Below are 20,588 nucleotides of genomic sequence, written 5' to 3'. Positions count from 1 at the left end.
TGTTAGAATTGAATACAATGAATAAATATTATCAATAAGATGAAAATTATCTTTCACGAAAACCAATTATGTTATAGAGGTACTTCCAACGCAATTTTTGACTATGCGCGATATAATGAAGAAATCCTAAATAATGAATCTTTAATTCTCTATCCAAAAGACAGCAGTAATAATATCCCTGAAGCCATTGAAAGATTTGAAAAAAGATTTAATGTACTAGGATATACTGATATAGCTCATCGGGATTTATTGATTAAAAAATCGAATGCTGATTTGTTTTATGCCATAAAATCAGGGCAGAAAGAAGATGATGCTCCAACTGATCTTATTAAAACAGCTATCCATGCTGTTTTTAAATATAATGAACCTTATGGAAATGTATATGCATATGTATCAGAATGGTTGGCAAAAACGATGAGTAATGGCGAGCTCCCTTTTGTACCACATATAGTAGATCTTCCGGAAATTGCTGGGGATTTAAGAGGTGAACTTAATATTCCAAAGGATGCAGTTGTATTTGCTAGATATGGAGGAGCTGAAACTTTTGATATTGATTTTGTCAATGAAGTGGTGAAAAAAACAGCGCTTCGAAATAAAAATATTTATTTTATTTTTATGGGCACTGATCAATTTGTTAAGAGAGGCTTTTTCAGACCTTATAAAAATATTATTTTCCTTCCTCCCACAACAAGTATTGAAAGAAAGGTAAAGTTCATTAATACTTCAGATGCCTTTTTACATGCGAGAAGGCAGGGTGAAAGCTTTGGAATGGCAATAGGTGAATTTTCCATCAAAAATAAACCTATAATAACATGGGCAGGTTCTGATGAAAAATCACATCTTGAAATTTTAGGAAAAAAAGCATTTTTATATCAGGATAAAAAAGATCTAGCGGCAATATTAAACAATTTTAATCCTGATAAAAATCTAAACTGGGACTGCTATTCTGAATTTTTTAATCCAAATGTTATTATGGAAAAATTTAAGAATGTTTTTATAGAATAAGGTTAGAAAAGGGACTTTAAATAAAGTTTAATTCTTTTCTTGAATTTAAGAGGATGTTTTATTTTTTCCTGGGGATATTTTTCTGAAAATAAAGTGATAAAGTCATCTATGTTTTTTGATGGAAAAAAAGATAATTCTTTCCAAAGACTATCATATATTGGATGAAAATTTTGAAATTCCGAATAATTATTGGCATCTAGATTTTTCCATAAATCGAGGAATTTATTCGTGTCAAAGTCATTTTTATGTCCCCAGTTGTTTATTTTTTTTACAATCTCTTTTTCATCTCGTGCCCATGATTGATGAATCAAATAATAGTCTAAGGGAAGAGTTTGTCCTTTATTTGTATTTCTAGCATATTCATATTTGGGATAATTGGTAATGAGCATGCATTTTTCTTTAAAAGGAGCTACCACAAAAAAACCATTGTCATTACTCTTAAATAATGTTACAAAGTTTACCTGGAAATTGATGGGATATTTTTCTGCTTTTTTAAGTAAAAAATTGTTTTTTCTTAAAAAACTTGCCAATTTTTTGAAATCATACGCATATTCATCACTGTCTATTTGCATATGCCATCCATCTAAGCCTAATTTTTCAGCCATCATATTTCTTTGCCTAGTCTCAAGCTCCATAGGCTTCATGCCGGCAATATAAAATGAGTCTTTATAAAAGATAATTTTATTATGGATATCAATTTTTTTAAGATCTGTAAAAAAACTTTCAGGAATGAAAACATCATTGCCTGCCCAAGTTTTATTATCTGAGTCATAACTTATAACAATTTTATCAACTTCATCATAAATTTGATTAATAGATGTAAAAATGTATGAATAGTCATAAGATAAAAGATAACCAGCTTTAATCATATTTTTGTTCCTAATATTAATGAATAACTTTATTTGAATTTACAATTTTGAATAAACTCCGTCGATAATACCTTTGAGATATGCTTTAGCCAAAGAAAAATCTCTCCTTTTAAAGGCTTTTCTAGCCAGCTTCCAACGTTCTTTTTGCACATATTTAATATCTCCATCATATAACCTACATAACCATATGCGATTTCTGGTCATATAGTATTCATAAAAACTTCCTTTTTCGCTATAGACGTTGTATGCAGTTATGTTTGTGTTGACGACTAATTTCCACTGTGTTTTTCTTAATACTCTCAAGCACCATTCAGACTCTTCATAGTACATGAAAAATTTTTCATTCATTAATCCTATTTCATCTAATACTTCTTTTCTGAACATAAAGACACTACCATCTACGTAATCTATATCATAATTGTAATGATCAGTTTTCACATCAGATATATTGCGGTTAAAGTGTACGTGCTCACCCTGGAATCCTTCTTCAGGATGTAATAATCCGCCATCTGAATAGATTAAATTTTTATGATTTCTATAGCATATCCTTGGTCCAATAATACCAATTTCAGTCTTTCTCTGTAAATCATTGTATAATACTTCGATAGTAACAACATCTATATCAATATCCGGGTTGAGTAATAAAAAGAACTTCTTGCCATCTTTTATAGCTTGTTTTATAGCTAAATTATTACCGTAGGCATAACCACCATTTTTATCACTAATGATAAAATTGATATTTTTTTCTAATCCTAATTGTTCTATTTTACCCTTATCTGTAGAATTATTATCAACAATATAAATAGATTTATTGTAGCATTTTTGTTGTAATAAACTATTTACTTCTCGTGAAGTGTCTTCAAAAGAATTGTAATTCAAAATAATTATTGCCAGGTCTTTCATTGCAGCATCTTAAAGATTTCATCTCTCTGCGCATCAATCGAAAATGGATAAATAGCTTTTTCAGAATTGTTGTGTAGGGTATCCCAGGTTTGTTTATTACTGCATATCTCAATAATATTATCAGCAAATTTCTGATAGTCCTCGTTTCCTGAAATCAATGCTGTAATCCCATCTTCTAAAAACATTCCTTCCGCACCTATTTCAGTTGTTAATACAGGAAGGGTGTACTCTAATGCCTGTCCAATTTTGCCTTTTACACCCGCTCCAAATCTTAAAGGAGATACTGAGGCAAAGCAATTTTCATAATAAGGAATAATGTTTTCTACAAAACCGGCAATTTCAAACTTTTCAGAATTCATATCTACTATGGATTGTGGAGCTTCAGAACCGATTATTGTGATCTTTAATTCAGGTAAAGTCTTCCAAACCAAAGGCATAATTTTGTGATATAGGATTTCTACCGCATCTACATTAGGGTCATGTAAAAAAGTACCAATGAAGAATATGCTGTTGCGCTTTTCAAAAGGAGGCATGTCTTCAGGCTTAACTTTTAAATTATGAACATTACTTACTGTAAATAATTTTGACTCATCAACAAAAGAGGTCATAAATTCTTTTTCTTTATCACTGATGACGGCGATTTTATCAGCCTTTTTACAGAGTTCAGTTTCAATATATTTATAATGAACCAATTCTTTGGCTCTGTTTTTATCATATTTAATTTCAAGACCTCTTTCCATCCTAAGATAATGAATGTCTACCATATCATAAACTATTTTCGCTTTGGGTGCTTCTTTTCTGAAAAAGTCTAAATAATATTCAAAAAGTTCAGGTCTATGGCACCATACAAAGTCGAGTTTGGGAAGCAATGTATCAATAAAATGTTTTTTGCCTTTCATGATTCCATACTTACCAATGAATGGGGTATAAACAATGACATTATGGTCATTCAGGTTTTTAATATATTTTTTCGATTCAACTTTCGGGATTGCCTTTCTCCAATCCATAAGATACACATTATAGTGCTTGGCAAGAAACTTGGCAATCTCTGTAATTCTATTTGATGCAGAGTCTTTATCAAAAGTTGGGATCTGACTATCAACGATCAGTATATTTTTTTTGTGCTCATCAGGTGTAATGATTTTTTCTGATAAGGGATAGTGATTTTTTAAATATATATAATTTTTTATTTTTCTTTTAATACCCATTGTGTTATAATTTGAATATTTTTTGAGTGAAGCTTTTGACAGTATATTTCTTGATAATACTAGGGTCAATTTCTACATAATTCAGAGCGAGAAAATTTTTAATTTCATCTGTATCCAAATTATTACTGTCAATTACCAACATATTATTAGGATGGTAGAAATCATAATTTTTGACTTCATCATTTGTGGTAATTAGTTTCTTTTTATACCCTAAGCTTTCAAAAGTTCTGAAGGAAAGCCCTTTTTGATCCTTTCTCTGAATATCTATCATTGCTTTTGATTGAGAAATGAGTTTCTTCGTATCATCTAGTGACAGGTATTCTGTAGTGGAATTTAAATGGGGGTAAGCTAATTTTTCATACCAAAATAATACAAAATAAATAGAAAATCCGGCATCAAATAATATTCTTGAAATCATATCAATTTCATCAATTCTTGAATCATAAGATGAAACATTAAAGATATCATATTTTACCGATTGAGATTCAATTGTTTCGTCATAGATAAAATTAGTGGTTTCAATAAAATTATACTTTTTTATGTCTTCTTTTTCGTAAGAGTAGACTTCATCAAAAAAATGACTTATTTCAAGTTGTCGAGGATATTTTTTACAACTATCATAATAGTAAGCAATAAAACTTTTTGCTTTTCTCTTTAACTCGATTAATAGCGAATCATCTAACAAATCTGGACGAATAACAAAAATGATATCCTGATTTTCTGTAATCTGTTTTAAAACCTCTTTACTGAAATATTTTTTTTTAATGTTCCTGCCAAACAGCTTTGTTATACCATTCCATATTTTCACGAATACATTTGGATAAATATATTTAATGGTATCAGTTTTAATATCTGTAACGGTTACAGACGAGTCTGATTGAAGCTGCCCGACAACAAAATCAATATAACCATAAGCAAAAGGATAGATTAAGGTGATTTTCTTTGTGCTCATTTTTTGAATATTTCTTTCAATTTTTCTTCAAATGCGATTTCTTCATTTAAAACCATGTTTTTATAGGGAATAAAATCAGAAATGTGATGAGGATAATTTTCTAAAACCTGTTTGATCTTTAAAATAATTTCAGAAATTTTATTTTCATTGAAGTTGAATTTGTATTCATCTGGAATCATCAGATCTTCATAATAAGCGGAAGATCCATTTTTTCCTGAAATGATACAGCAATCTTGCGATACTGATTCCCGTAACATTTTATCGCGACCCGGGTTTTCTCCAAAATCTACATACAGTAAAGACTTTGCCATTAAATCTTTTATCTGGCCAGCATTCATGTTCTGAATAGGTATCCAATTTAATTCTGGTGAGCTTTTAATTATAAGGGAAATCTCTTTTTTTCCTTTTCGGGGGTTATAAAGAATGTTTTTATTCGTAAGGTCTTTGGTTATTTTTTCTTTATTTTCTAAGAAGCTTGGGTTAATGTAATCACATACATAATCTATTTGGCTCTCAGGGATGCCATGATCTTTAATATAAACTGAAGAGCGATAGGATTGTGCCCATTGAAAAACATTTGGGAGTGGTTCAAAGTGATATTCTTTGTCCTTTTGTTTATAGAAAAATTTGGTAAGTATATTTTGCTTTCTTATTCTATAGTCCATTAAAATCTTATAAAAATCAACACTTAACCACCAAATTACTTTTTGGCTTTGAGGGTATTCTTTTATTAGAAAAGTCATAGACTCTGGAACGATCAGGATATTTTCGGGATGATCTTCAAAGGAATTTATTTCAGTGGTATGATAAATAGAATAATTACTTGGTTTTGCATTTTTTCGGTTAGGAATATAATGCATAAAAACATTTTTAACCTCTAGATGATATAATTTGTCAGCAAGTTGGTGTAACGCTTCTGGACCGCCAGTTACACTATTAGGGGGACAAAATATGATAATTTTAGACTGATTAGTATGTGTAATCATTGTTTATAATTGAAATAAATTTTTTATGCTAATTTAAACACACGATCAACCCAATTGTCAAGAGTGTAATAGTAGTAAATTTCATCAGAAATGTTTTCATAGGGCTGTTCAAAGAAATTTTTATCAAGATTGCTACAGGTTTCATCAAGAACTAGGATATTATTAGGGTTGTAGAAATCATAATCTTTAATCACCATATTATCTGTAATGATTTTCTTTTCTAAAGCCATTGCTTCAAATACCCGGAAGCTAAGGCCATGTTGGTTTTCGCGTGTTAGATCAAGGAGGGCCTTTGAATTTTTATAATAACTAGGTAGATCTTTATGAGAAATTTTTTTAATACTAAAAATAATAGATAAATTTTCAGGAATAGTAATAAATATATTTTTTAACTGGTTTTTCCAGCTTTTCTTCCCAATGATCATGATCTGAAACCTTAAATGGAGTGCTATTAATTTTTTAGCCAGAAGTTTGATATAAGAAACCCTCTTATTATCGTAAGATGTGATATAGAAAAGATCCATATCAGGGGTTTGTTCTTTACAAGAAAGATGATCTAGATATATGTAATTGGTAAGCTTCTCAAAGCCATGCTTTTTTATATCAATAATATCAAATGAGAAAATTTTATCAAAAAGAGCAAGCTTTTCATCCTCTACCGGAAGTCTTTCAAGACTGTCATACAAATAGGTGATCAATCTGTCACTGTGTGCTTTAATCTCTTCTAGTGTTGAAATGTCGAAGGTATCAGGATTCAAAACCAATATCTGGTCCTGGTGACCCAGCGCTACTAAAGAATCTATTACAAACTGCTGCCTTTTTTCAGTTTTTAAATTTTTATTTAAAAAAACTTTACTGATTGCGTTAGTTGCCCTTTCTTTAAAATTTGAATGTGTAACGTTTCCAATTTTGATATGATGGGCATCAATACCTTTTTTACATAATGTATCTACAATATGCTTGTCATAGCCCCAAAAATCGTAACTAATTACACAAATCTTCATTCAACTAATTTTGTTCCTTTTTTAATGATTCATAGGTTTCATACGCACTTAATGCTTGCAAAAATGAAAGCTGATATCCTTCTTTTCCATCTAATATTCCTAACCGCAAAATGTATGCCTTGAAAAATTTAAAAGCTGTTTTAGAATATTGTGTTGTTATATTAAATTTTTTTCCCTTATTTGATAACTCCTGTCCTTTTAAAATCCCATAATGAATCATTTTTTGCTTATAAGACTCATAGTCAGAAACGGAGAAGTGGAGTAATTTATTTTTTAATTCTCCAATTGTTCCTGAAACTTCTAATGTTTCATGTACTTTTTTTTCTAAAATATATCTTGCCTTTGACTTTCTAAATAGTCTGAAGTTCTTATCGGTTTGAGTTCCCGAGTAATGAATAGGTTTTCCTGCGAAAAAAAATTTTCTGTAAAAATAATAAGCATCTTTTTTATCAGGTTTATCCAATTCATTAATGATTTCAGCTCTTAGTGCAGGTGTAATTCTTTCATCACCATCCAGAAAAAGGACCCAATCATTTTTAGCTTCGTCTAGAGCCAGGTTTCGTTGTTTAGTAAAATCTTCAAATTTATTTTGGATGATTTTCACATTAGGATTAGCTTTAGCAATTTCTAGGGTTTTATCATTGCTGAAAGAATCAATAATAATAATTTCATCACAAAAATCAAAACACTCAAGGACTTCTTTTATATTCTTCTCCTCGTTATATGTTATGATTAAGCCACTTATATTTATCATAACTATTTAGATGTTTAAAAACCATGAAAGTTAGGTCTTCTAAAACAGTTTTAATTTCCCAAAGATAAGTTTTAATTTGAAATTTTCTAAGGAATCATCCCCTTTTATATCTATTCTACATAACTCATATTTTTTGGAAGGATAGTAATTTGCTCTGTTTCCAATTCTTACGGCGAAATCGATTCCCAGTTTTTCCAGAACCATAAAAAAGATTTTCTTGTCCTCTTTGCTTTTAGGATATTTTCCATAAGGATACGCAAGAACTTTTTTATAATTGATATGATGCTGATTGAGTATTTGCATATTTGTTTCGAGATCTTTCTCAATTACTTCCGGAGATAAATTTCTAAGGTTTTCATGTACGTGGGTATGAAGTGCAATTTCAAAAAACCTGGAATCAAGCCCTTTGATATCTTCAAAAGTCATCATTTGATGATCGTTGTATCCTTCCTGAATAAATTTTGTAGGAATAAATATGACCGCTTTTAAATTATACTTTTCCAGCAAAGCCGGAAGATAGTCGAAATTGTTTTTATAGCCATCGTCAAAGGTCAGTATAATACTTTTCTTAGCTGGTTGATCTATTTCTGAAAAGAATTTCGAAGAATAATTTTTTTCTTTTAAGTATTTAAATTGTTGTTCAAGATTCTCGAGGCTTACCGTAAGGCTGTCGGTACTTTTCTCTTCCACCTGATGATACATTAAAATAATTAATCTATTTTTTTGGAAAAAGAACAAATAAAGACGAAAATATACTAATAAGAATAGGACTATTAGAAAGAAAAGAAGATATAAAATCATATGTTTTTCTGGCTACACTTTTTTTGAAGTTCTGATATCTTAATTTTCTCACGTAATTTAATATACTTTAGAAAGGTATAGTAAGACATGGTTTTGGCAACATAATATCCTGCAAACCCGTCAAGAAAACCAAGTTTAAAAATGAAAACTTTTACAAACTCAAAAACAGGACTTACTATTATTTTGAATCTTTTAATTCTTTTTCCATTGTCAAACATTTTTTCAGCCATCATATCAGAATACTTATTGATCTTTGAAACATGGCAATGAATGCTTTTGTAGGTATAATGATCAAGCCTTCCTTCTAAAGTTCCTGACTTTTGATTTGTAACCAAATATTCGTGCACTTTATCATCTGAATATTTTGCTGCATCTTTTTTAAAAAGCCTCTCACGGGAAACTGTTCCCCAGCCTCCATGCTTTATCAAACGAGTCCCTAGGTGATTATTAAACTTCGCCTTATAGACGCAAAATTCTGGATTTTGTAAAGACGTTATCTGTTTGATAGACTTTTTAAGCTCTTTATTGGGAACTTCATCCGCATCCAGGAATAGGACCCAATCATTAGAACAAAACTTTAGGGCATGGTTTTTTTGTTCACCATACCCGTTAAATTTTTTTTCAAAAAACTTCGCTTTTGGATATTGGCGAAGAATAATTTCTTTTGTACTGTCTGTAGAATAGCTGTCAACGATTATAATTTCATCAACAATATCACAAAGAGCGTCTAAAAGTCTTACAATGTTATATTCTTCATTATAAGTAATGACAGCTAGGGTAAGGGGCATTATTTAAACTCGAGAATGGTTTTTTTAATAATCTCTATGCAATCAAGAAGTTGTTCTTCCGTGATCACCAATGGTGGTGCAAGTCTGATTATATTCCCATGAGTCGGTTTCGCTAATAACCCATTTTCTTTTAATTTCAAACAAAGATTCCAGGCTGTAGAACTGTCGGGTGTATCATTAATTAAAATAGCATTAAGTAAACCTTTACCTCTTACTTTGGTAATAAGATCAGATGTTGCAATTAGTTTTTCAATTTCACTTCTGAAAATTTGTCCAAGCTGTTCTGCTCTTTCAGATAAATTTTCGTCAGCAACGACATCTAATGCTGCAACTGCGACTGCGCAAGCGATTGGGTTTCCTCCAAATGTTGATCCATGCTGCCCTGGCTTAATGACATTCATGATTTCATTATTAGCTAAAACAGCAGATACCGGATACATTCCTCCAGAAAGTGCTTTCCCTAAAATTAAAATATCAGGCTGTACGTCTTCATGGTAACAAGCAATGAGTTTTCCTGTTCTTGCGATACCTGTTTGTACTTCATCAGCGATGAAAAGGACATTGTGCTTTTTACAAAGCTCAGAAGCTTCTTTCAGAAAACCATCCTTAGGTACATAAACACCAGCTTCACCCTGGATGGGTTCAACTAAAAATGCGGCAATATTTCCAGCTTCTTTATCCAATACTTCTTCTAATGCAGCTATATCATTATAAGGGATTTTAATAAAACCAGGAGTGAAAGGCCCATAATTCTGATTGGCATCAGGATCGTTTGAAAAAGATACGATAGTGGTTGTTCTTCCATGGAAGTTATTTTCGCAGACAATAATCTTGGCTGCATTTTCTGAAATCCCTTTCACTTCATAGCTCCATTTTCTGGCTAGTTTTACTGCTGTTTCTACTGCCTCAGCACCAGAATTCATAGGTAATACCTTGTCAAATCCAAATAGAGTCGTTATCTTCTTTTCGTATTCTCCTAAATTAGAATTGTAAAATGCTCTTGAAGTTAAAGCTAGTTTTTTAGCCTGGTTTACCAAAGCTTCTACAATTTTAGGATGTGAATGTCCTTGGTTTACAGCAGAATATGCTGAAAGAAAGTCATAGTATTTTTTGCCTTCTACATCCCAAACAAAAACACCTTCCCCGCGATCTAAAACTACAGGTAAAGGGTGGTAATTATGGGCTCCATGCTTGTCTTCAAGGTCAATAAAATATTGTGAATTTTTTTCTGTTTCTACTGTTGACATATTCTTATGGTTTTATGCAAAGTTAATAATTTAATATGATAAGGCATAAAATAAAAAACTGCCTCAAAATGAGGCAGTCTCTTGTTTTTTATCTAAAATAATCCTAGTGATTATCATACTTTTTATCCATTACAAAATCTTCCATGAATTTTGTGGTATAATTTCCTGCAAGATAATTTTCATCATCCATTAGTTGTCTATGGAATGGAATTGTCGTTTTTACACCTTCGATATAAAACTCTTCCAGGGCGCGTCTCATTTTTGCAATTGCCTCCTCACGGGTCTGAGCAGTCGTAATTAATTTTGCAATCATTGAATCGTAGTTGGAAGGAATTGAATATCCAGAATATACATGAGTGTCAACTCTTATTCCGTGGCCACCAGGAATATTTAATCCTGTGATCTTTCCTGGAGATGGTCTGAAATCCGCATATGGATCTTCTGCATTGATTCTGCATTCAATTGAGTGCAATTTCGGGTAATAATTGATCCCTGAAATTGGGGTTCCTGCAGCCAAAAGAATTTGCTCTCTGATTAGGTCATAGTCAATTACCTGTTCCGTAATTGGATGTTCAACCTGAATTCTTGTATTCATTTCCATGAAATAGAAATTTCTATGCTTGTCTACTAAAAATTCGATTGTTCCAACACCTTCGTAACCAATATATTCTGCTGCTTTTACTGCTGCGTCACCCATTTTCTCACGAAGCTCATCAGTCATGAACGGCGAAGGAGTTTCTTCGGTTAATTTCTGATTTCTTCTCTGTACAGAGCAGTCTCTTTCAGAAAGGTGGCATGCCTTACCATATTGGTCTCCTGCAACCTGAATTTCGATATGTCTTGGCTCTTCAATTAATTTTTCCATATACATACCTCCATTTCCGAAGGCTGCTACAGCTTCCTGAATTGCAGATTCCCAATGATCTTTTAGGTCTTCAGCTTTCCAAACAGCTCTCATCCCTTTTCCACCACCACCTGCAGTTGCTTTGATCATGACAGGGTATCCTGTTTCTTCAGCAACTTTTACAGCGTGTTCGTAAGATTCGATCAAGCCGTCAGAACCCGGTACACATGGTACACCTGCTGCTTTCATGGTTGCCTTCGCGTTAGCTTTGTCACCCATTTTTTCGATCTGCTCAGGAGAAGCACCAATAAATTTGATGCCGTTTTTCTGACAGATTCTTGAGAAATTAGCATTTTCAGACAGGAATCCATAACCTGGATGGATCGCATCAGCATTTGTAATTTCTGCAGCTGCAATAATGTTAGAGATTTTAAGATATGAGTCCTTGCTCATTGCCGGGCCAATACAAACAGCTTCGTCAGCAAACCTTACATGAAGACTATCTTTGTCGGCAGTAGAATATACTGCAACAGTTTTGATTCCCATTTCTTTACAAGTACGAAGAATTCGCATTGCAATTTCGCCACGATTGGCTATTAATATTTTTTTGAACATCTCTCCGAAATTTTAAATTATAAATTTTGAATTTTAAATTATTTTAAATGAAAAGTATTTCATCTAAAATTTATAATCTTTAATCTAAAATTCCTTAAGATGGGTCTACTAGGAATAAAGGTTGGTCATATTCTACAGGAGTAGAATCGTCTACAAGTATCTTAACGATTTTTCCGCTGATTTCAGATTCTATCTGGTTGAACAACTTCATAGCTTCAATTACACAAACGATTTTTCCGTTAGAAACTTCATCACCTACATTTACAAAAACGTCTTTATCTGGAGATGGCTTTCTGTAGAAAGTACCAATCATTGGAGACTTAATAGTTACATATTTGCTGTCGTCAGATACTGCTTCAGCTTTTTCAGTAGGAGCAGCAGCAGCCGGAGTCTGTACAGGAGCAGCAACTTGTTGTGGAGCGGTATGATAAACTGCTGGTTGTGCATAGTTTACTTCGCTTCCTGCTAATGGAGTTTTAATAGTGATTTCGAAATCTTTAGTCTTGTATTTTACTTCTGAAACTTCAGCTTTTGATACAAACTTAATAAGATTTTGGATGTCTTTAATGTCCATAAATTTGATATTTGATTTTGAGCCAAAGATACCAAAAAAACATAAAAAACAACAAAAAACCGTCCAATTTTATCAAAATTGGACGGTTTTTGTATTAAAACGAGGTTTTTTTGAAATTGCCTCTTAGTTTTCTTCAGTAGTTTCCACTGTTTTTTCTAATACAACTTTACCTCTGTAGTAAAGTTTTCCTTCATGCCAGTGAGCTCTATGATAAAGGTGAAGTTCACCTGTACTTGCATCTTTAGCTAATTGAGGAACTACAGCTTTGTAGTGAGTTCTTCTCTTATCTCTTCTTGTGGACGATTGTCTTCTCTTTGGATGTGCCATTTTGTAATAACTTTTTTAATTTGATGAGCGATGAGATTTTTTTCATCATCTCATCATATTTAAATTATTTTAATTTTTATCTTTTAATTTTTTAAGCGCTTCCCATCTGGGGTCGCTTTCTTGTTCTTCCTCTTCAATTTCTTTAGGACTGAATCGTTCAAGAATTTTTAAATCTTCGTCACTTACGTTGGGAGATATCTTTTTCATAGGTATGGAAAGCATCACATTCTCGTAAATTAACTGTGCTACATTAAAGGCGTGGTCTGTACTTGGGATGGTAATAACGTTTTCATCGCTATCATCATATTCTTCTCCAAATTTTACCAAAACTTTAATTTCGTTTTCAATAGGATGATCGAATTTGTCGTTTGTAATATCACAAACCAATTCTACAATTCCATCGATTTTTATTTCAAACTCTAAGAAAGTAGTATGCTTTTCTAATAAAACATCCACTGTAATCCTAGGATTTGTAAATTCCTGTTCAGTGTCAAATAATTGAAAGAACGATTGATCTGTCTCAAATTTGAACTGGTGCTTGCCGTTTTTTAAACCGGAAAAGCTTACGTCATAGTTTCTTAACTTGTCCATAAAATGAGTGTGCAAAAATATGCATTTTTTTTATAATTACAAATAAAATATCAAACAAAATTAATTTAAAATGTGTCTGAGCGGTCTACCCTTCGTTTTCATCAGGTAAATCTTCATCTATTCCATTGTCTACGGCCATCTTTCTTGGCTGCATTCTACTGCTCATTAGATCGTTATATTCACTTCTGTTTTTGAAAATTTTGATTGCAGTAAAAATAGCTTCCGTAAAACTTTGCTCATCTGCAATATTTTTTCCGGCAATATCATAAGCAACACCATGATCTGGGGAGGTTCTTATAAATGGAAGTGAGGCTGTATAATTTACGCCTTCTTCATAGGCTAAGGTTTTAAAAGGGGCTAGTCCCTGATCGTGATACATTGCCAAAACAGCATCGAAATTTTTGTATTTGTTTGGCTGGAAAAAGCTATCCGCCGGAAAGGGGCCAAAAGCTAAAATTCCATTATCTGAAAGTTCTTTAATGGCTGGACTGATAATTTCTATTTCTTCATTTCCAATTACTCCACCATCTCCGGAATGAGGATTTAATCCTAAAACGGCTATTTTGGGTTTTTGAATGCAAAAATCCTCAATTAAAGTCTGATTTAAAGCTTTGATCTGCTTTTTGATTTTTTCTTTAGAAATATTTTCTGCCACCTTTGCAATAGGAATGTGGTGTGTGGAAACAGCGACCTTTAAGTCATCGGTTACCAGGAACATAAGTCCTTTTTTATTGAATTTTTCTTCAAAGTATCCTGTATGTCCTGCATGTTTAAATCCCATTTTCATCATTTCGTCCTTATTGATGGGTGCTGTGACAAGAACATCAATCTCTCCTTTGATTAAAGCTTCTGTCGCTGCCTCTAAAGAAGATATTGCCATTTGTGTAGACTCTTCGGTTGGTGTACCCAGTTCTACGTTGGAATTGTCCTTAGCAAGGTTGACCATGTTTAGCTTTCCAGCCTGAGCCTGCGATGCCTCGTTGATGTAATTGAAATTCAAATTCAGCTTGAAAATGTTTTTCTGGTAGGTGAAAAGTTTTCCGGATCCAAAAATTATTGGCGTGAAAAAATCTGTAATCGTTTTGTCTTTCAAAGACTTCATGATGATTTCAGGGCCGATGCCATTGAAATCACCGATTGAAATTCCTACTCGTACTTTATAGTTTTTTGGACTCATTTTGATTATCTTTGAAGATTATAATTTTACAAATTTAGCAAAAAATAATATGTTCACAGGAATTATTGAAGCAGTTGGGGTTATTGGGAAAATTGAGGAAAATGGAAGTAATATTGATTTTACTTTAACATGTCCATTCACCCATGAATTGAAAATAGATCAGAGTCTTGCACATAATGGTTGTTGTCTGACCGTTGTTGAAATTAAAAATGACCAATATGTTGTAACGGCAATTAATGAAACACTGGAAAAGACGAATTTAGGTAAGTGGGAAGTGGGGACCGTCGTAAACCTTGAACGTTGTATGAAAATGGATGGTAGATTGGATGGGCATATTGTTCAGGGGCATGTTGATAAAACTGGAGAAGTAACGGGTATTGAAAATAGAGACGGGAGTTATTTTATTACGGTTAAATATGATAGTGATGGTGGTTTTGTGACAGTTCCTCAAGGTTCAATTACAATGAATGGGATTAGCTTAACCGTTGCGAAAAGCGAAGAGTCTCAGTTCTCGGTAGCCATTATCCCTTATACCTGGGAATTTACCAATATGCAACATTTGAAAATAGGTGATAAAGTAAATCTTGAATTTGATATAATTGGTAAGTATATTGCTAGGTTAATTAATAAACAGAATGGCAATTAATAAATACAAAGGATATAGCCTGAGAAATCGTGTGTTTTTCGGTTTCTTGTTGGTGTGTCTTTTAAGTGTTGTTGCTTCCTCTCTCGTTCCTTATTTTGTTTTAAGAAAAAATTCTTTGCAGCAAAGTAAAATAGATATGCAGGAAAAGACCAGTGCCGTAATGCGGTTTCTGGATTATGCAGTAAGCCGTACTGTACTCGAAACAAGAGATCTCCCCCAGGTTTTAGGAAATAAGATTTTTGAGATTGCAGATATCAATCAACATGATATTGTTATTTATGATCTGAAAGGACATTATTTACTTTCTAATAAAGATCAGGGATTGGTTTCGCAAAAATCCATTCCTGTGGATATTGTCAATAGGATATTGGCAACTGATGCAAGAGTGGATATTAAAGGGTATGATCAGGCGAAAGACGCTGTATTCACCTCATCTTATATGGTTTTGAAAAATAATGTTTTAGAACCTATAGGAATTGTATATATTCCACTGTATCATAATGAGTCTGCTTATTTTGAGGTGCTTCATCAGTATGTCAAATACATACTTCTGGTTGATTTCTTTCTTATTATATTCAGTATCTGGATAAGTTGGGTGACATCAAACAGTTTGGCTAAAAATATTACCAAGTTTTCAGATATGATTACGCGTATTACACTTTTTGAAAATGAAATGCGCCCCATCAGATATTATAAAAATGATGAGTTGAATGCTTTGGCAAGAGCTTATAACAGAATGATTCTTCAGATTCAGGATCAGAAGGAAAGGCTTCGCTTCAAAGCATCGGAAGAAGCCTGGAGGGAGATGGCGAAACAGGTAGCTCATGAGGTGAAAAATCCTTTGACTCCTATGAAGCTTACTATTCAGAATTTTGAAAGAAAATTTGATCCACAGGATCCTAATGTAACGGAAAGGGTGAAGCTGATGAGTAAAACAATGGTAGATCAGATTGATCTTATTGCCACGGTAGCATCTGCATTCTCTGAATTTGCCAAGCTTCCTGAAAAAAATAATGAGACGATCAATCTAAATGCTGAAGTTGCAGATATTCTGCGTGTCTTCAGTGATGATAGTGTTTTTGTTCATACCAATAAGTCTAATATTATGATTAATATGGATAAGATTTATCTTTCCAGAATCATAACAAATCTTGTCACCAATGCAAAACAGGCTCAAAGTGAGGATCGAAAATTGATCATTAATGTAGATTTAGAGCAGCATCAGAGAAGGGTGATGATTTCTGTTCAGGATAATGGAGTAGGCATTCCAGAGAATATGTATGAAAGAATATTTGAGCCAAATTTCACTTCCAAAAATAGTGGGATGGGGCTTGGTCTATCTATGGTAAGAAAAATGGTGGAAGATTATAAAGGAGAGATTTCTGTAAAATCTGAAATTGATAAAGGATCTACATTTACCATCACATTACCTACCAATCTATAGTGAAACCTTTTAAGTTTAAACAGTTCGAAATTCTGCAATCTTCTGATGTTTTCCGCGTTGGGACAGATGGTGTTATGCTTGGGGCGTTGGCTAATGTAGATAACGCTGACAGGGTGTTGGAAGTAGGAACCGGGACTGGGTTGATTTCCTTAATGCTTGCCCAAAGAAACCCTAAAGCTGAATTTTTAGGATTAGATATTCAAAATGCTGCTTTTGAATTAACCAGGCGGAATTTTCAAAATTCTATTTTCAATGCAAGGCTTAAAAATATTCAACAGGATTTTAAACTTTTTGAGTCCAGTGAAAAGTTTGATTTGATTGTTTCCAATCCTCCTTATTTCGAAGAATCTGATTCCAGTAAAGATAAAGTTGCCCGGCAGACGATTGAATTGAATTTTGAACAGTTGATATCAAAGGCCTCTGTATTACTTTCAGAAAATGGCATTTTCTCAGTAATTATTCCTGCTGAAATAGGAAGGGATTTTATTGAAATTGCCGGAGGGTATCATTTGTTTCTTGATAGGAGAGTAGCCATTAAGGGAATAGAGAACTCAAAAACGAAAAGACTTGTATTGGAGTTTTCTTTAGTAGAAAACGTGATTAAAGAATCTGTTTTTGTGATAGAAAAAAGTCCGAGGAAATACTCGGACCAATATCTTGAACTCACCAAAGAGTTTCATATTTTCGGAAAATAATTATTCAAATAATTCTGTAGTATCCAAAACAGATACTTTTCCATCTTCGCATCTGATTGCTTCTCCCGGGAAATTTTGGATCATATGATAATCGTGAGTCGCCATAACTACTGCAGCACCATTTTCCAAGGCTACCTGCTTAAGTAAGGTCATAATTTCATTAGAAGTTTCAGGATCCAGATTTCCTGTCGGCTCATCAGCTAAAATAAGGTCAGGATGGTTTAATAACGCTCTTGCAATAGCTATACGTTGCTGTTCTCCTCCTGAAAGCTCGTGTGGCATTTTGTGCTTTTTGCTTTTCATGTTCACGCTTCCAAGAACTTCATTGATGCGGTCTTCCATTTTAATTTTATCACTCCATCCGGTAGCTTCAAGAACAAACTTTAAGTTCTTCTCAACCGTTCTGTCAGAAAGCAGCTGGAAATCCTGGAAAACAATTCCTAACTTCCTTCTCAGATTAGGGATGTCGGATGTTCTCATTTTTGCAAGATCAAAACCTACTACATCTCCATGTCCGGATGCCAAAGGAATATGCCCGTACAGAGTTTTTAAAAGAGAACTCTTCCCTGATCCTGTTTTTCCAATAAGGTAACAGAATCTTCCTTTTTTAATATTTAGATTAACATCGGAAAGAACAGTAAAGCTTTTTTGAGCAATCTTTGCATGTTGCAAACTTATAATGCTATCTCCAGAGATATTTGTATGTGGCATAATTTAATTTTAAAAGGCTATTTCTAAAAAAAATCTTTTCAGATTTTAAAAATAGAAAAAAGAAACTTAAAGAACCTAAATTTTAGTAAATTTTAACAACAAAAAATGCCTGAAAAACTTCTTTTCAAGCATGATTTGTATATGATAATTTTGAGATTATCTCTTAGCGCGTGCTGCACTTATCGTTAAACTCTTTCTGCCTTTAGCTCTTCTTGCAGCCAAAACTCTTCTACCGTTTGGCGTTGACATTCTTTCTCTGAAACCGTGTTTGTTTCTTCTTTTTCTTTCTGATGGCTGGAATGTTCTTTTACTCATTACTATATATTTAAATCGTAATTATCTATTTATTTTTCAGGTTGCAAAGATAAATATTTTTTTAGAAGTTACAAATTTATATTGTTTTTTTTTGAAATAAAATTAAGTTCTTTTTAACGCCATATTTGGAAAGCCTATCATAAATAGGGCTCTGAGGTTCTTTAAATTAATATCTGTTGATTTATTTAAAAGCTCTATCTTTGGAAACTCAAATTTAAAAAAAACATAGTGATGTTTACACCTGCTGAACTTTTAGAAATCAAGAAGCTTCTTACTCCTGAAAATAAAATAGTTATTCTTACCCATTATAATCCGGATGGAGATGCTATAGGTTCTAGTTTAGGCTTGAAACATTATTTAAATGCTAAGGGGATCGCAGCGGAAGTACTTGTGCCTAATGATTTTCCTAAATTTTTAAAATGGATGCCTGAAGCAAGGAAGAATGTAGTTGCTGAATATAAAAGAAAAGTTGCATTTGATCTGATTAACGAAGCTGATGTTATCTTTTGTTTAGACTTTAATTCGCCTTCAAGAATAGGGATTTTAGGAGACTGGCTAGTAAAAGCTACTGCGAAAAAAATTCTGATTGACCATCACCAGCAGCCTGAAGCATTTGATTACGTGTATTCTGACACCATTATTCCTGCGACTTCACAGATGATTTATCATTTTATTGAGGCAATGAATGATGAAGAGTTTGTAAATAAAGATATTGCGGAATGTCTTTATACTGGGATTATGACAGATACCGGAGGATTCCGTTTTCGTTCTACAAGTGCTGCTACTCACCGTATTATTGCTAATCTGATTGAAAAGGGTGCTGACCCCTCTGTTATTACTTCCAATACCTGGGATACCAATACTGTTTCCCGTTTGCATTTACTTGCTTTAATCTTAGGAAGGATAGAAGTGGTAAATGATGGTACAGTAGCTGTTTTATATCTGACAAGAAAAGAACTTCAGGAATACGGCTTCCAAAAGGGCGATACTGAAGGTTTCGTCAATTATGGATTAAGTATTGTTGGTGTAAAAATGTCGGCGTTTTTTATGGAAGATTTGTATGAAGATTTCATTAAAATCTCATTCAGAAGCAAAGATGATGTGGATGTGAACCAGTTTTCAAGAAAGTATTTCAATGGAGGTGGGCATATCAACGCGGCAGGTGGGAAATCGAATGAGGCTTTACCGGCCACGCTTGAAACTTTCAAAGCCAGAGTAGCAGAGGAGAACTTGTAAACGGGATTAAGGAAGACATAAGGGCGGAAAGGCAGATAAGCAAATTTTTAACTTTCAACTCTCCATTTTCAACTATTAATTAACCATCTTTTTATATCCCTTTTCTTCCAACTCGTTGCATGTGTACTCGTAAACTTGTTGGAACATCTCATCCATGTATTTTTTATTGAACAGACTGAATTTTGTCATTTTGGGTGGATCTAAGAAAATATTACAGGAGCTCACTTTGGAATAAACAGATTTTGCAATGGCCAAGTGTAAAATTCGGTCAAATTCTTTGAGTAAACTCATCTTTTTTAATTCATCGTAGGTTATTGAATTAACATGCGAGGCGATCAGGAAATCGCACTTGTCAATAATTGGTCCAATGGGTAAGTTATCCAAAACACCGCCATCTACATATATTTTTTCTCCCATTCTTACTGGAGGAAGGATGAAGGGAACACTTGACGAAGCTAATAAAGGTTGGAAAAGAGGACCTTCAGAAAAAAAATCTACGATTCCATGGGTCATTTCTGTTGCTGCTACATAAACAGGGATTTTTAGGATCCTAAAATCATCTTCAGGAAAATGATCTGTGAATAGTTTTAAAATAAAATTTGAGCTGAAAATACCGTTTTTGGAAAGCTTTAAATAGGATCTGGAAAAGAAGGTGGTGCTCTTTACAATTTCCATCATCTCATCGGGTGTTTTTCCAAAGGAATAGAAGGCCCCAACGATTGATCCGGCACTGGTTCCTGAAATAATTTGTGGCTTTAAGTTATACTCTTCCAGGGCTTTTAAAACAGCAATATGGGAAATTCCACGCATTCCCCCACCGGAAAGTGTTAAACCGATTATGGGTTCCTTTTTAGTTTTATTGAAAGAAAAAAAACTCATTGAGAAAATTAATCATC

The 20,588-nt window shown here is 33.1% G+C and carries 23 protein-coding genes; 5 read left to right on the top strand and 18 right to left on the bottom strand.

Annotated features, from left to right (window positions below; all coding sequences use genetic code 11):
- The first annotated feature begins 39 nt into the window (after nt 1-39).
- Nucleotides 40-1,005: a hypothetical protein gene (locus CEY12_RS12285; protein ID WP_089027971.1), complete on the top strand. Its 966-nt coding sequence runs from the start codon at nt 40-42 to the stop codon at nt 1,003-1,005.
- Between the two features lie 2 nt (nt 1,006-1,007).
- Here the strand turns inward: CEY12_RS12285 and CEY12_RS12280 are convergent, their stop codons facing one another.
- From CEY12_RS12280 to pdxA, 15 genes are all read right to left on the bottom strand, one after another.
- Entirely contained in the window at nt 1,008-1,874 is an 867-nt protein-coding gene (locus tag CEY12_RS12280) for a hypothetical protein (protein WP_089027970.1), read from the bottom strand.
- A 39-nt stretch (nt 1,875-1,913) separates the two neighbouring features.
- Nucleotides 1,914-2,777, bottom strand: a complete 864-nt coding sequence (locus CEY12_RS12275; protein WP_089027969.1) for a glycosyltransferase family 2 protein — start codon at nt 2,775-2,777, stop codon at nt 1,914-1,916.
- Entirely contained in the window at nt 2,774-3,985 is a 1,212-nt protein-coding gene (locus CEY12_RS12270; protein ID WP_089029863.1) for a glycosyltransferase family 4 protein, read from the bottom strand. Before CEY12_RS12270 ends, CEY12_RS12275 begins: the two co-directional genes overlap by 4 nt.
- Nucleotides 3,986-3,989: 4 nt before the next feature.
- On the bottom strand, nt 3,990-4,937 hold the full coding sequence (locus tag CEY12_RS12265; protein ID WP_089027968.1) for a hypothetical protein: 948 nt from the start codon (nt 4,935-4,937) through the stop codon (nt 3,990-3,992).
- The gene (locus CEY12_RS12260) at nt 4,934-5,797 is read right to left on the bottom strand and encodes a hypothetical protein (RefSeq protein ID WP_228409688.1); all 864 of its coding nucleotides are present in this window, start codon (nt 5,795-5,797) and stop codon (nt 4,934-4,936) included. Before CEY12_RS12260 ends, CEY12_RS12265 begins: the two co-directional genes overlap by 4 nt.
- Before the next feature lie 149 nt (nt 5,798-5,946).
- Nucleotides 5,947-6,927 (bottom strand): hypothetical protein, encoded by a 981-nt coding sequence (locus tag CEY12_RS12255; protein ID WP_089027966.1) that lies wholly within the window; start codon nt 6,925-6,927, stop codon nt 5,947-5,949.
- A 4-nt stretch (nt 6,928-6,931) separates the two neighbouring features.
- Nucleotides 6,932-7,681, bottom strand: coding sequence for a glycosyltransferase family 2 protein (locus CEY12_RS12250; protein WP_089027965.1), 750 nt, complete (start codon nt 7,679-7,681; stop codon nt 6,932-6,934).
- 39 nt (nt 7,682-7,720) lie between these two features.
- On the bottom strand, nt 7,721-8,383 hold the full coding sequence (locus CEY12_RS12245; protein WP_157676815.1) for a polysaccharide deacetylase family protein: 663 nt from the start codon (nt 8,381-8,383) through the stop codon (nt 7,721-7,723).
- Between the two features lie 95 nt (nt 8,384-8,478).
- The gene (locus CEY12_RS12240) at nt 8,479-9,270 is read right to left on the bottom strand and encodes a glycosyltransferase family 2 protein (RefSeq protein WP_089027963.1); all 792 of its coding nucleotides are present in this window, start codon (nt 9,268-9,270) and stop codon (nt 8,479-8,481) included.
- Nucleotides 9,270-10,517, bottom strand: coding sequence for an ornithine--oxo-acid transaminase (rocD, locus tag CEY12_RS12235; protein WP_089027962.1), 1,248 nt, complete (start codon nt 10,515-10,517; stop codon nt 9,270-9,272). Before rocD ends, CEY12_RS12240 begins: the two co-directional genes overlap by 1 nt.
- A gap of 103 nt (nt 10,518-10,620) precedes the next feature.
- Complete coding sequence (accC, locus tag CEY12_RS12230) at nt 10,621-11,976, bottom strand: acetyl-CoA carboxylase biotin carboxylase subunit (protein WP_089027961.1); 1,356 nt, start codon at nt 11,974-11,976, stop codon at nt 10,621-10,623.
- 94 nt (nt 11,977-12,070) lie between these two features.
- Nucleotides 12,071-12,550 (bottom strand): acetyl-CoA carboxylase biotin carboxyl carrier protein, encoded by a 480-nt coding sequence (gene accB, locus CEY12_RS12225; protein WP_089027960.1) that lies wholly within the window; start codon nt 12,548-12,550, stop codon nt 12,071-12,073.
- A gap of 123 nt (nt 12,551-12,673) precedes the next feature.
- Complete coding sequence (gene rpmF, locus CEY12_RS12220) at nt 12,674-12,877, bottom strand: 50S ribosomal protein L32 (protein ID WP_089027959.1); 204 nt, start codon at nt 12,875-12,877, stop codon at nt 12,674-12,676.
- Between the two features lie 69 nt (nt 12,878-12,946).
- Nucleotides 12,947-13,468 (bottom strand): YceD family protein, encoded by a 522-nt coding sequence (locus CEY12_RS12215; protein ID WP_089027958.1) that lies wholly within the window; start codon nt 13,466-13,468, stop codon nt 12,947-12,949.
- An 85-nt stretch (nt 13,469-13,553) separates the two neighbouring features.
- Nucleotides 13,554-14,645 carry a 4-hydroxythreonine-4-phosphate dehydrogenase PdxA gene (pdxA, locus tag CEY12_RS12210; RefSeq protein ID WP_089027957.1) on the bottom strand — a complete coding sequence of 364 codons (1,092 nt, stop codon included), beginning with the start codon at nt 14,643-14,645 and terminating at the stop codon, nt 13,554-13,556.
- A gap of 49 nt (nt 14,646-14,694) precedes the next feature.
- Here pdxA and CEY12_RS12205 point away from each other — a divergent pair, with 49 nt between their 5' ends.
- The 3 genes from CEY12_RS12205 to CEY12_RS12195 are packed head-to-tail and all read left to right on the top strand — an operon-like array spanning nt 14,695 to nt 17,430.
- The gene (locus CEY12_RS12205) at nt 14,695-15,291 is read left to right on the top strand and encodes a riboflavin synthase (RefSeq protein WP_089029862.1); all 597 of its coding nucleotides are present in this window, start codon (nt 14,695-14,697) and stop codon (nt 15,289-15,291) included.
- The gene (locus tag CEY12_RS12200; RefSeq protein WP_089027956.1) at nt 15,281-16,735 is read left to right on the top strand and encodes a sensor histidine kinase; all 1,455 of its coding nucleotides are present in this window, start codon (nt 15,281-15,283) and stop codon (nt 16,733-16,735) included. Before CEY12_RS12205 ends, CEY12_RS12200 begins: the two co-directional genes overlap by 11 nt.
- Nucleotides 16,735-17,430, top strand: a complete 696-nt coding sequence (locus tag CEY12_RS12195) for a tRNA1(Val) (adenine(37)-N6)-methyltransferase (RefSeq protein ID WP_172821034.1) — start codon at nt 16,735-16,737, stop codon at nt 17,428-17,430. The genes CEY12_RS12200 and CEY12_RS12195 overlap by 1 nt, the downstream gene beginning before the upstream one ends.
- On the opposite strand, the gene CEY12_RS12190 is transcribed toward CEY12_RS12195, so the two are convergent.
- Together CEY12_RS12190 and rpmH are read right to left on the bottom strand one after the other, a co-directional pair.
- Nucleotides 17,431-18,141 carry a cell division ATP-binding protein FtsE gene (locus CEY12_RS12190; protein WP_089027955.1) on the bottom strand — a complete coding sequence of 237 codons (711 nt, stop codon included), beginning with the start codon at nt 18,139-18,141 and terminating at the stop codon, nt 17,431-17,433.
- Nucleotides 18,142-18,297: 156 nt separating this feature from the next.
- Nucleotides 18,298-18,456, bottom strand: a complete 159-nt coding sequence (rpmH, locus tag CEY12_RS12185; protein WP_034681061.1) for a 50S ribosomal protein L34 — start codon at nt 18,454-18,456, stop codon at nt 18,298-18,300.
- A gap of 231 nt (nt 18,457-18,687) precedes the next feature.
- On the opposite strand from rpmH, the gene CEY12_RS12180 reads away from it, so the two are divergent.
- The gene (locus tag CEY12_RS12180; RefSeq protein ID WP_089027954.1) at nt 18,688-19,692 is read left to right on the top strand and encodes a DHH family phosphoesterase; all 1,005 of its coding nucleotides are present in this window, start codon (nt 18,688-18,690) and stop codon (nt 19,690-19,692) included.
- Between the two features lie 75 nt (nt 19,693-19,767).
- Here the strand turns inward: CEY12_RS12180 and CEY12_RS12175 are convergent, their stop codons facing one another.
- The gene (locus CEY12_RS12175; RefSeq protein ID WP_089027953.1) at nt 19,768-20,571 is read right to left on the bottom strand and encodes a patatin-like phospholipase family protein; all 804 of its coding nucleotides are present in this window, start codon (nt 20,569-20,571) and stop codon (nt 19,768-19,770) included.
- Nucleotides 20,572-20,588 lie beyond the last annotated feature (17 nt).

It is taken from the genome of Chryseobacterium sp. T16E-39 (assembly GCF_002216065.1).
GTDB lineage: Bacteria > Bacteroidota > Bacteroidia > Flavobacteriales > Weeksellaceae > Chryseobacterium.
The sequence above is the reverse complement of the archived record's forward strand: the minus strand, read 5'-3'. Positions and strand labels throughout refer to the sequence as shown.

Excerpts from the sequence above, each read along its gene's own strand:
- CEY12_RS12285 (WP_089027971.1), top strand. The coding sequence starts at position 40 with ATGAAAATTATCTTTCACGAAAACCAATTATGTTATAGAGGTACTTCC.
- CEY12_RS12280 (WP_089027970.1), bottom strand. The coding sequence starts at position 1,874 with ATGATTAAAGCTGGTTATCTTTTATCTTATGACTATTCATACATTTTT.
- CEY12_RS12275 (WP_089027969.1), bottom strand. The coding sequence starts at position 2,777 with ATGAAAGACCTGGCAATAATTATTTTGAATTACAATTCTTTTGAAGAC.
- CEY12_RS12270 (WP_089029863.1), bottom strand. The coding sequence starts at position 3,985 with ATGGGTATTAAAAGAAAAATAAAAAATTATATATATTTAAAAAATCAC.
- CEY12_RS12265 (WP_089027968.1), bottom strand. The coding sequence starts at position 4,937 with ATGAGCACAAAGAAAATCACCTTAATCTATCCTTTTGCTTATGGTTAT.
- CEY12_RS12260 (WP_228409688.1), bottom strand. The coding sequence starts at position 5,797 with ATGCATTATATTCCTAACCGAAAAAATGCAAAACCAAGTAATTATTCT.
- CEY12_RS12255 (WP_089027966.1), bottom strand. The coding sequence starts at position 6,927 with ATGAAGATTTGTGTAATTAGTTACGATTTTTGGGGCTATGACAAGCAT.
- CEY12_RS12250 (WP_089027965.1), bottom strand. The coding sequence starts at position 7,681 with ATGATAAATATAAGTGGCTTAATCATAACATATAACGAGGAGAAGAAT.
- CEY12_RS12245 (WP_157676815.1), bottom strand. The coding sequence starts at position 8,383 with ATGTATCATCAGGTGGAAGAGAAAAGTACCGACAGCCTTACGGTAAGC.
- CEY12_RS12240 (WP_089027963.1), bottom strand. The coding sequence starts at position 9,270 with ATGCCCCTTACCCTAGCTGTCATTACTTATAATGAAGAATATAACATT.
- rocD (WP_089027962.1), bottom strand. The coding sequence starts at position 10,517 with ATGTCAACAGTAGAAACAGAAAAAAATTCACAATATTTTATTGACCTT.
- accC (WP_089027961.1), bottom strand. The coding sequence starts at position 11,976 with ATGTTCAAAAAAATATTAATAGCCAATCGTGGCGAAATTGCAATGCGA.
- accB (WP_089027960.1), bottom strand. The coding sequence starts at position 12,550 with ATGGACATTAAAGACATCCAAAATCTTATTAAGTTTGTATCAAAAGCT.
- rpmF (WP_089027959.1), bottom strand. The coding sequence starts at position 12,877 with ATGGCACATCCAAAGAGAAGACAATCGTCCACAAGAAGAGATAAGAGA.
- CEY12_RS12215 (WP_089027958.1), bottom strand. The coding sequence starts at position 13,468 with ATGGACAAGTTAAGAAACTATGACGTAAGCTTTTCCGGTTTAAAAAAC.
- pdxA (WP_089027957.1), bottom strand. The coding sequence starts at position 14,645 with ATGAGTCCAAAAAACTATAAAGTACGAGTAGGAATTTCAATCGGTGAT.
- CEY12_RS12205 (WP_089029862.1), top strand. The coding sequence starts at position 14,695 with ATGTTCACAGGAATTATTGAAGCAGTTGGGGTTATTGGGAAAATTGAG.
- CEY12_RS12200 (WP_089027956.1), top strand. The coding sequence starts at position 15,281 with ATGGCAATTAATAAATACAAAGGATATAGCCTGAGAAATCGTGTGTTT.
- CEY12_RS12190 (WP_089027955.1), bottom strand. The coding sequence starts at position 18,141 with ATGCCACATACAAATATCTCTGGAGATAGCATTATAAGTTTGCAACAT.
- rpmH (WP_034681061.1), bottom strand. The coding sequence starts at position 18,456 with ATGAGTAAAAGAACATTCCAGCCATCAGAAAGAAAAAGAAGAAACAAA.
- CEY12_RS12180 (WP_089027954.1), top strand. The coding sequence starts at position 18,688 with ATGTTTACACCTGCTGAACTTTTAGAAATCAAGAAGCTTCTTACTCCT.
- CEY12_RS12175 (WP_089027953.1), bottom strand. The coding sequence starts at position 20,571 with ATGAGTTTTTTTTCTTTCAATAAAACTAAAAAGGAACCCATAATCGGT.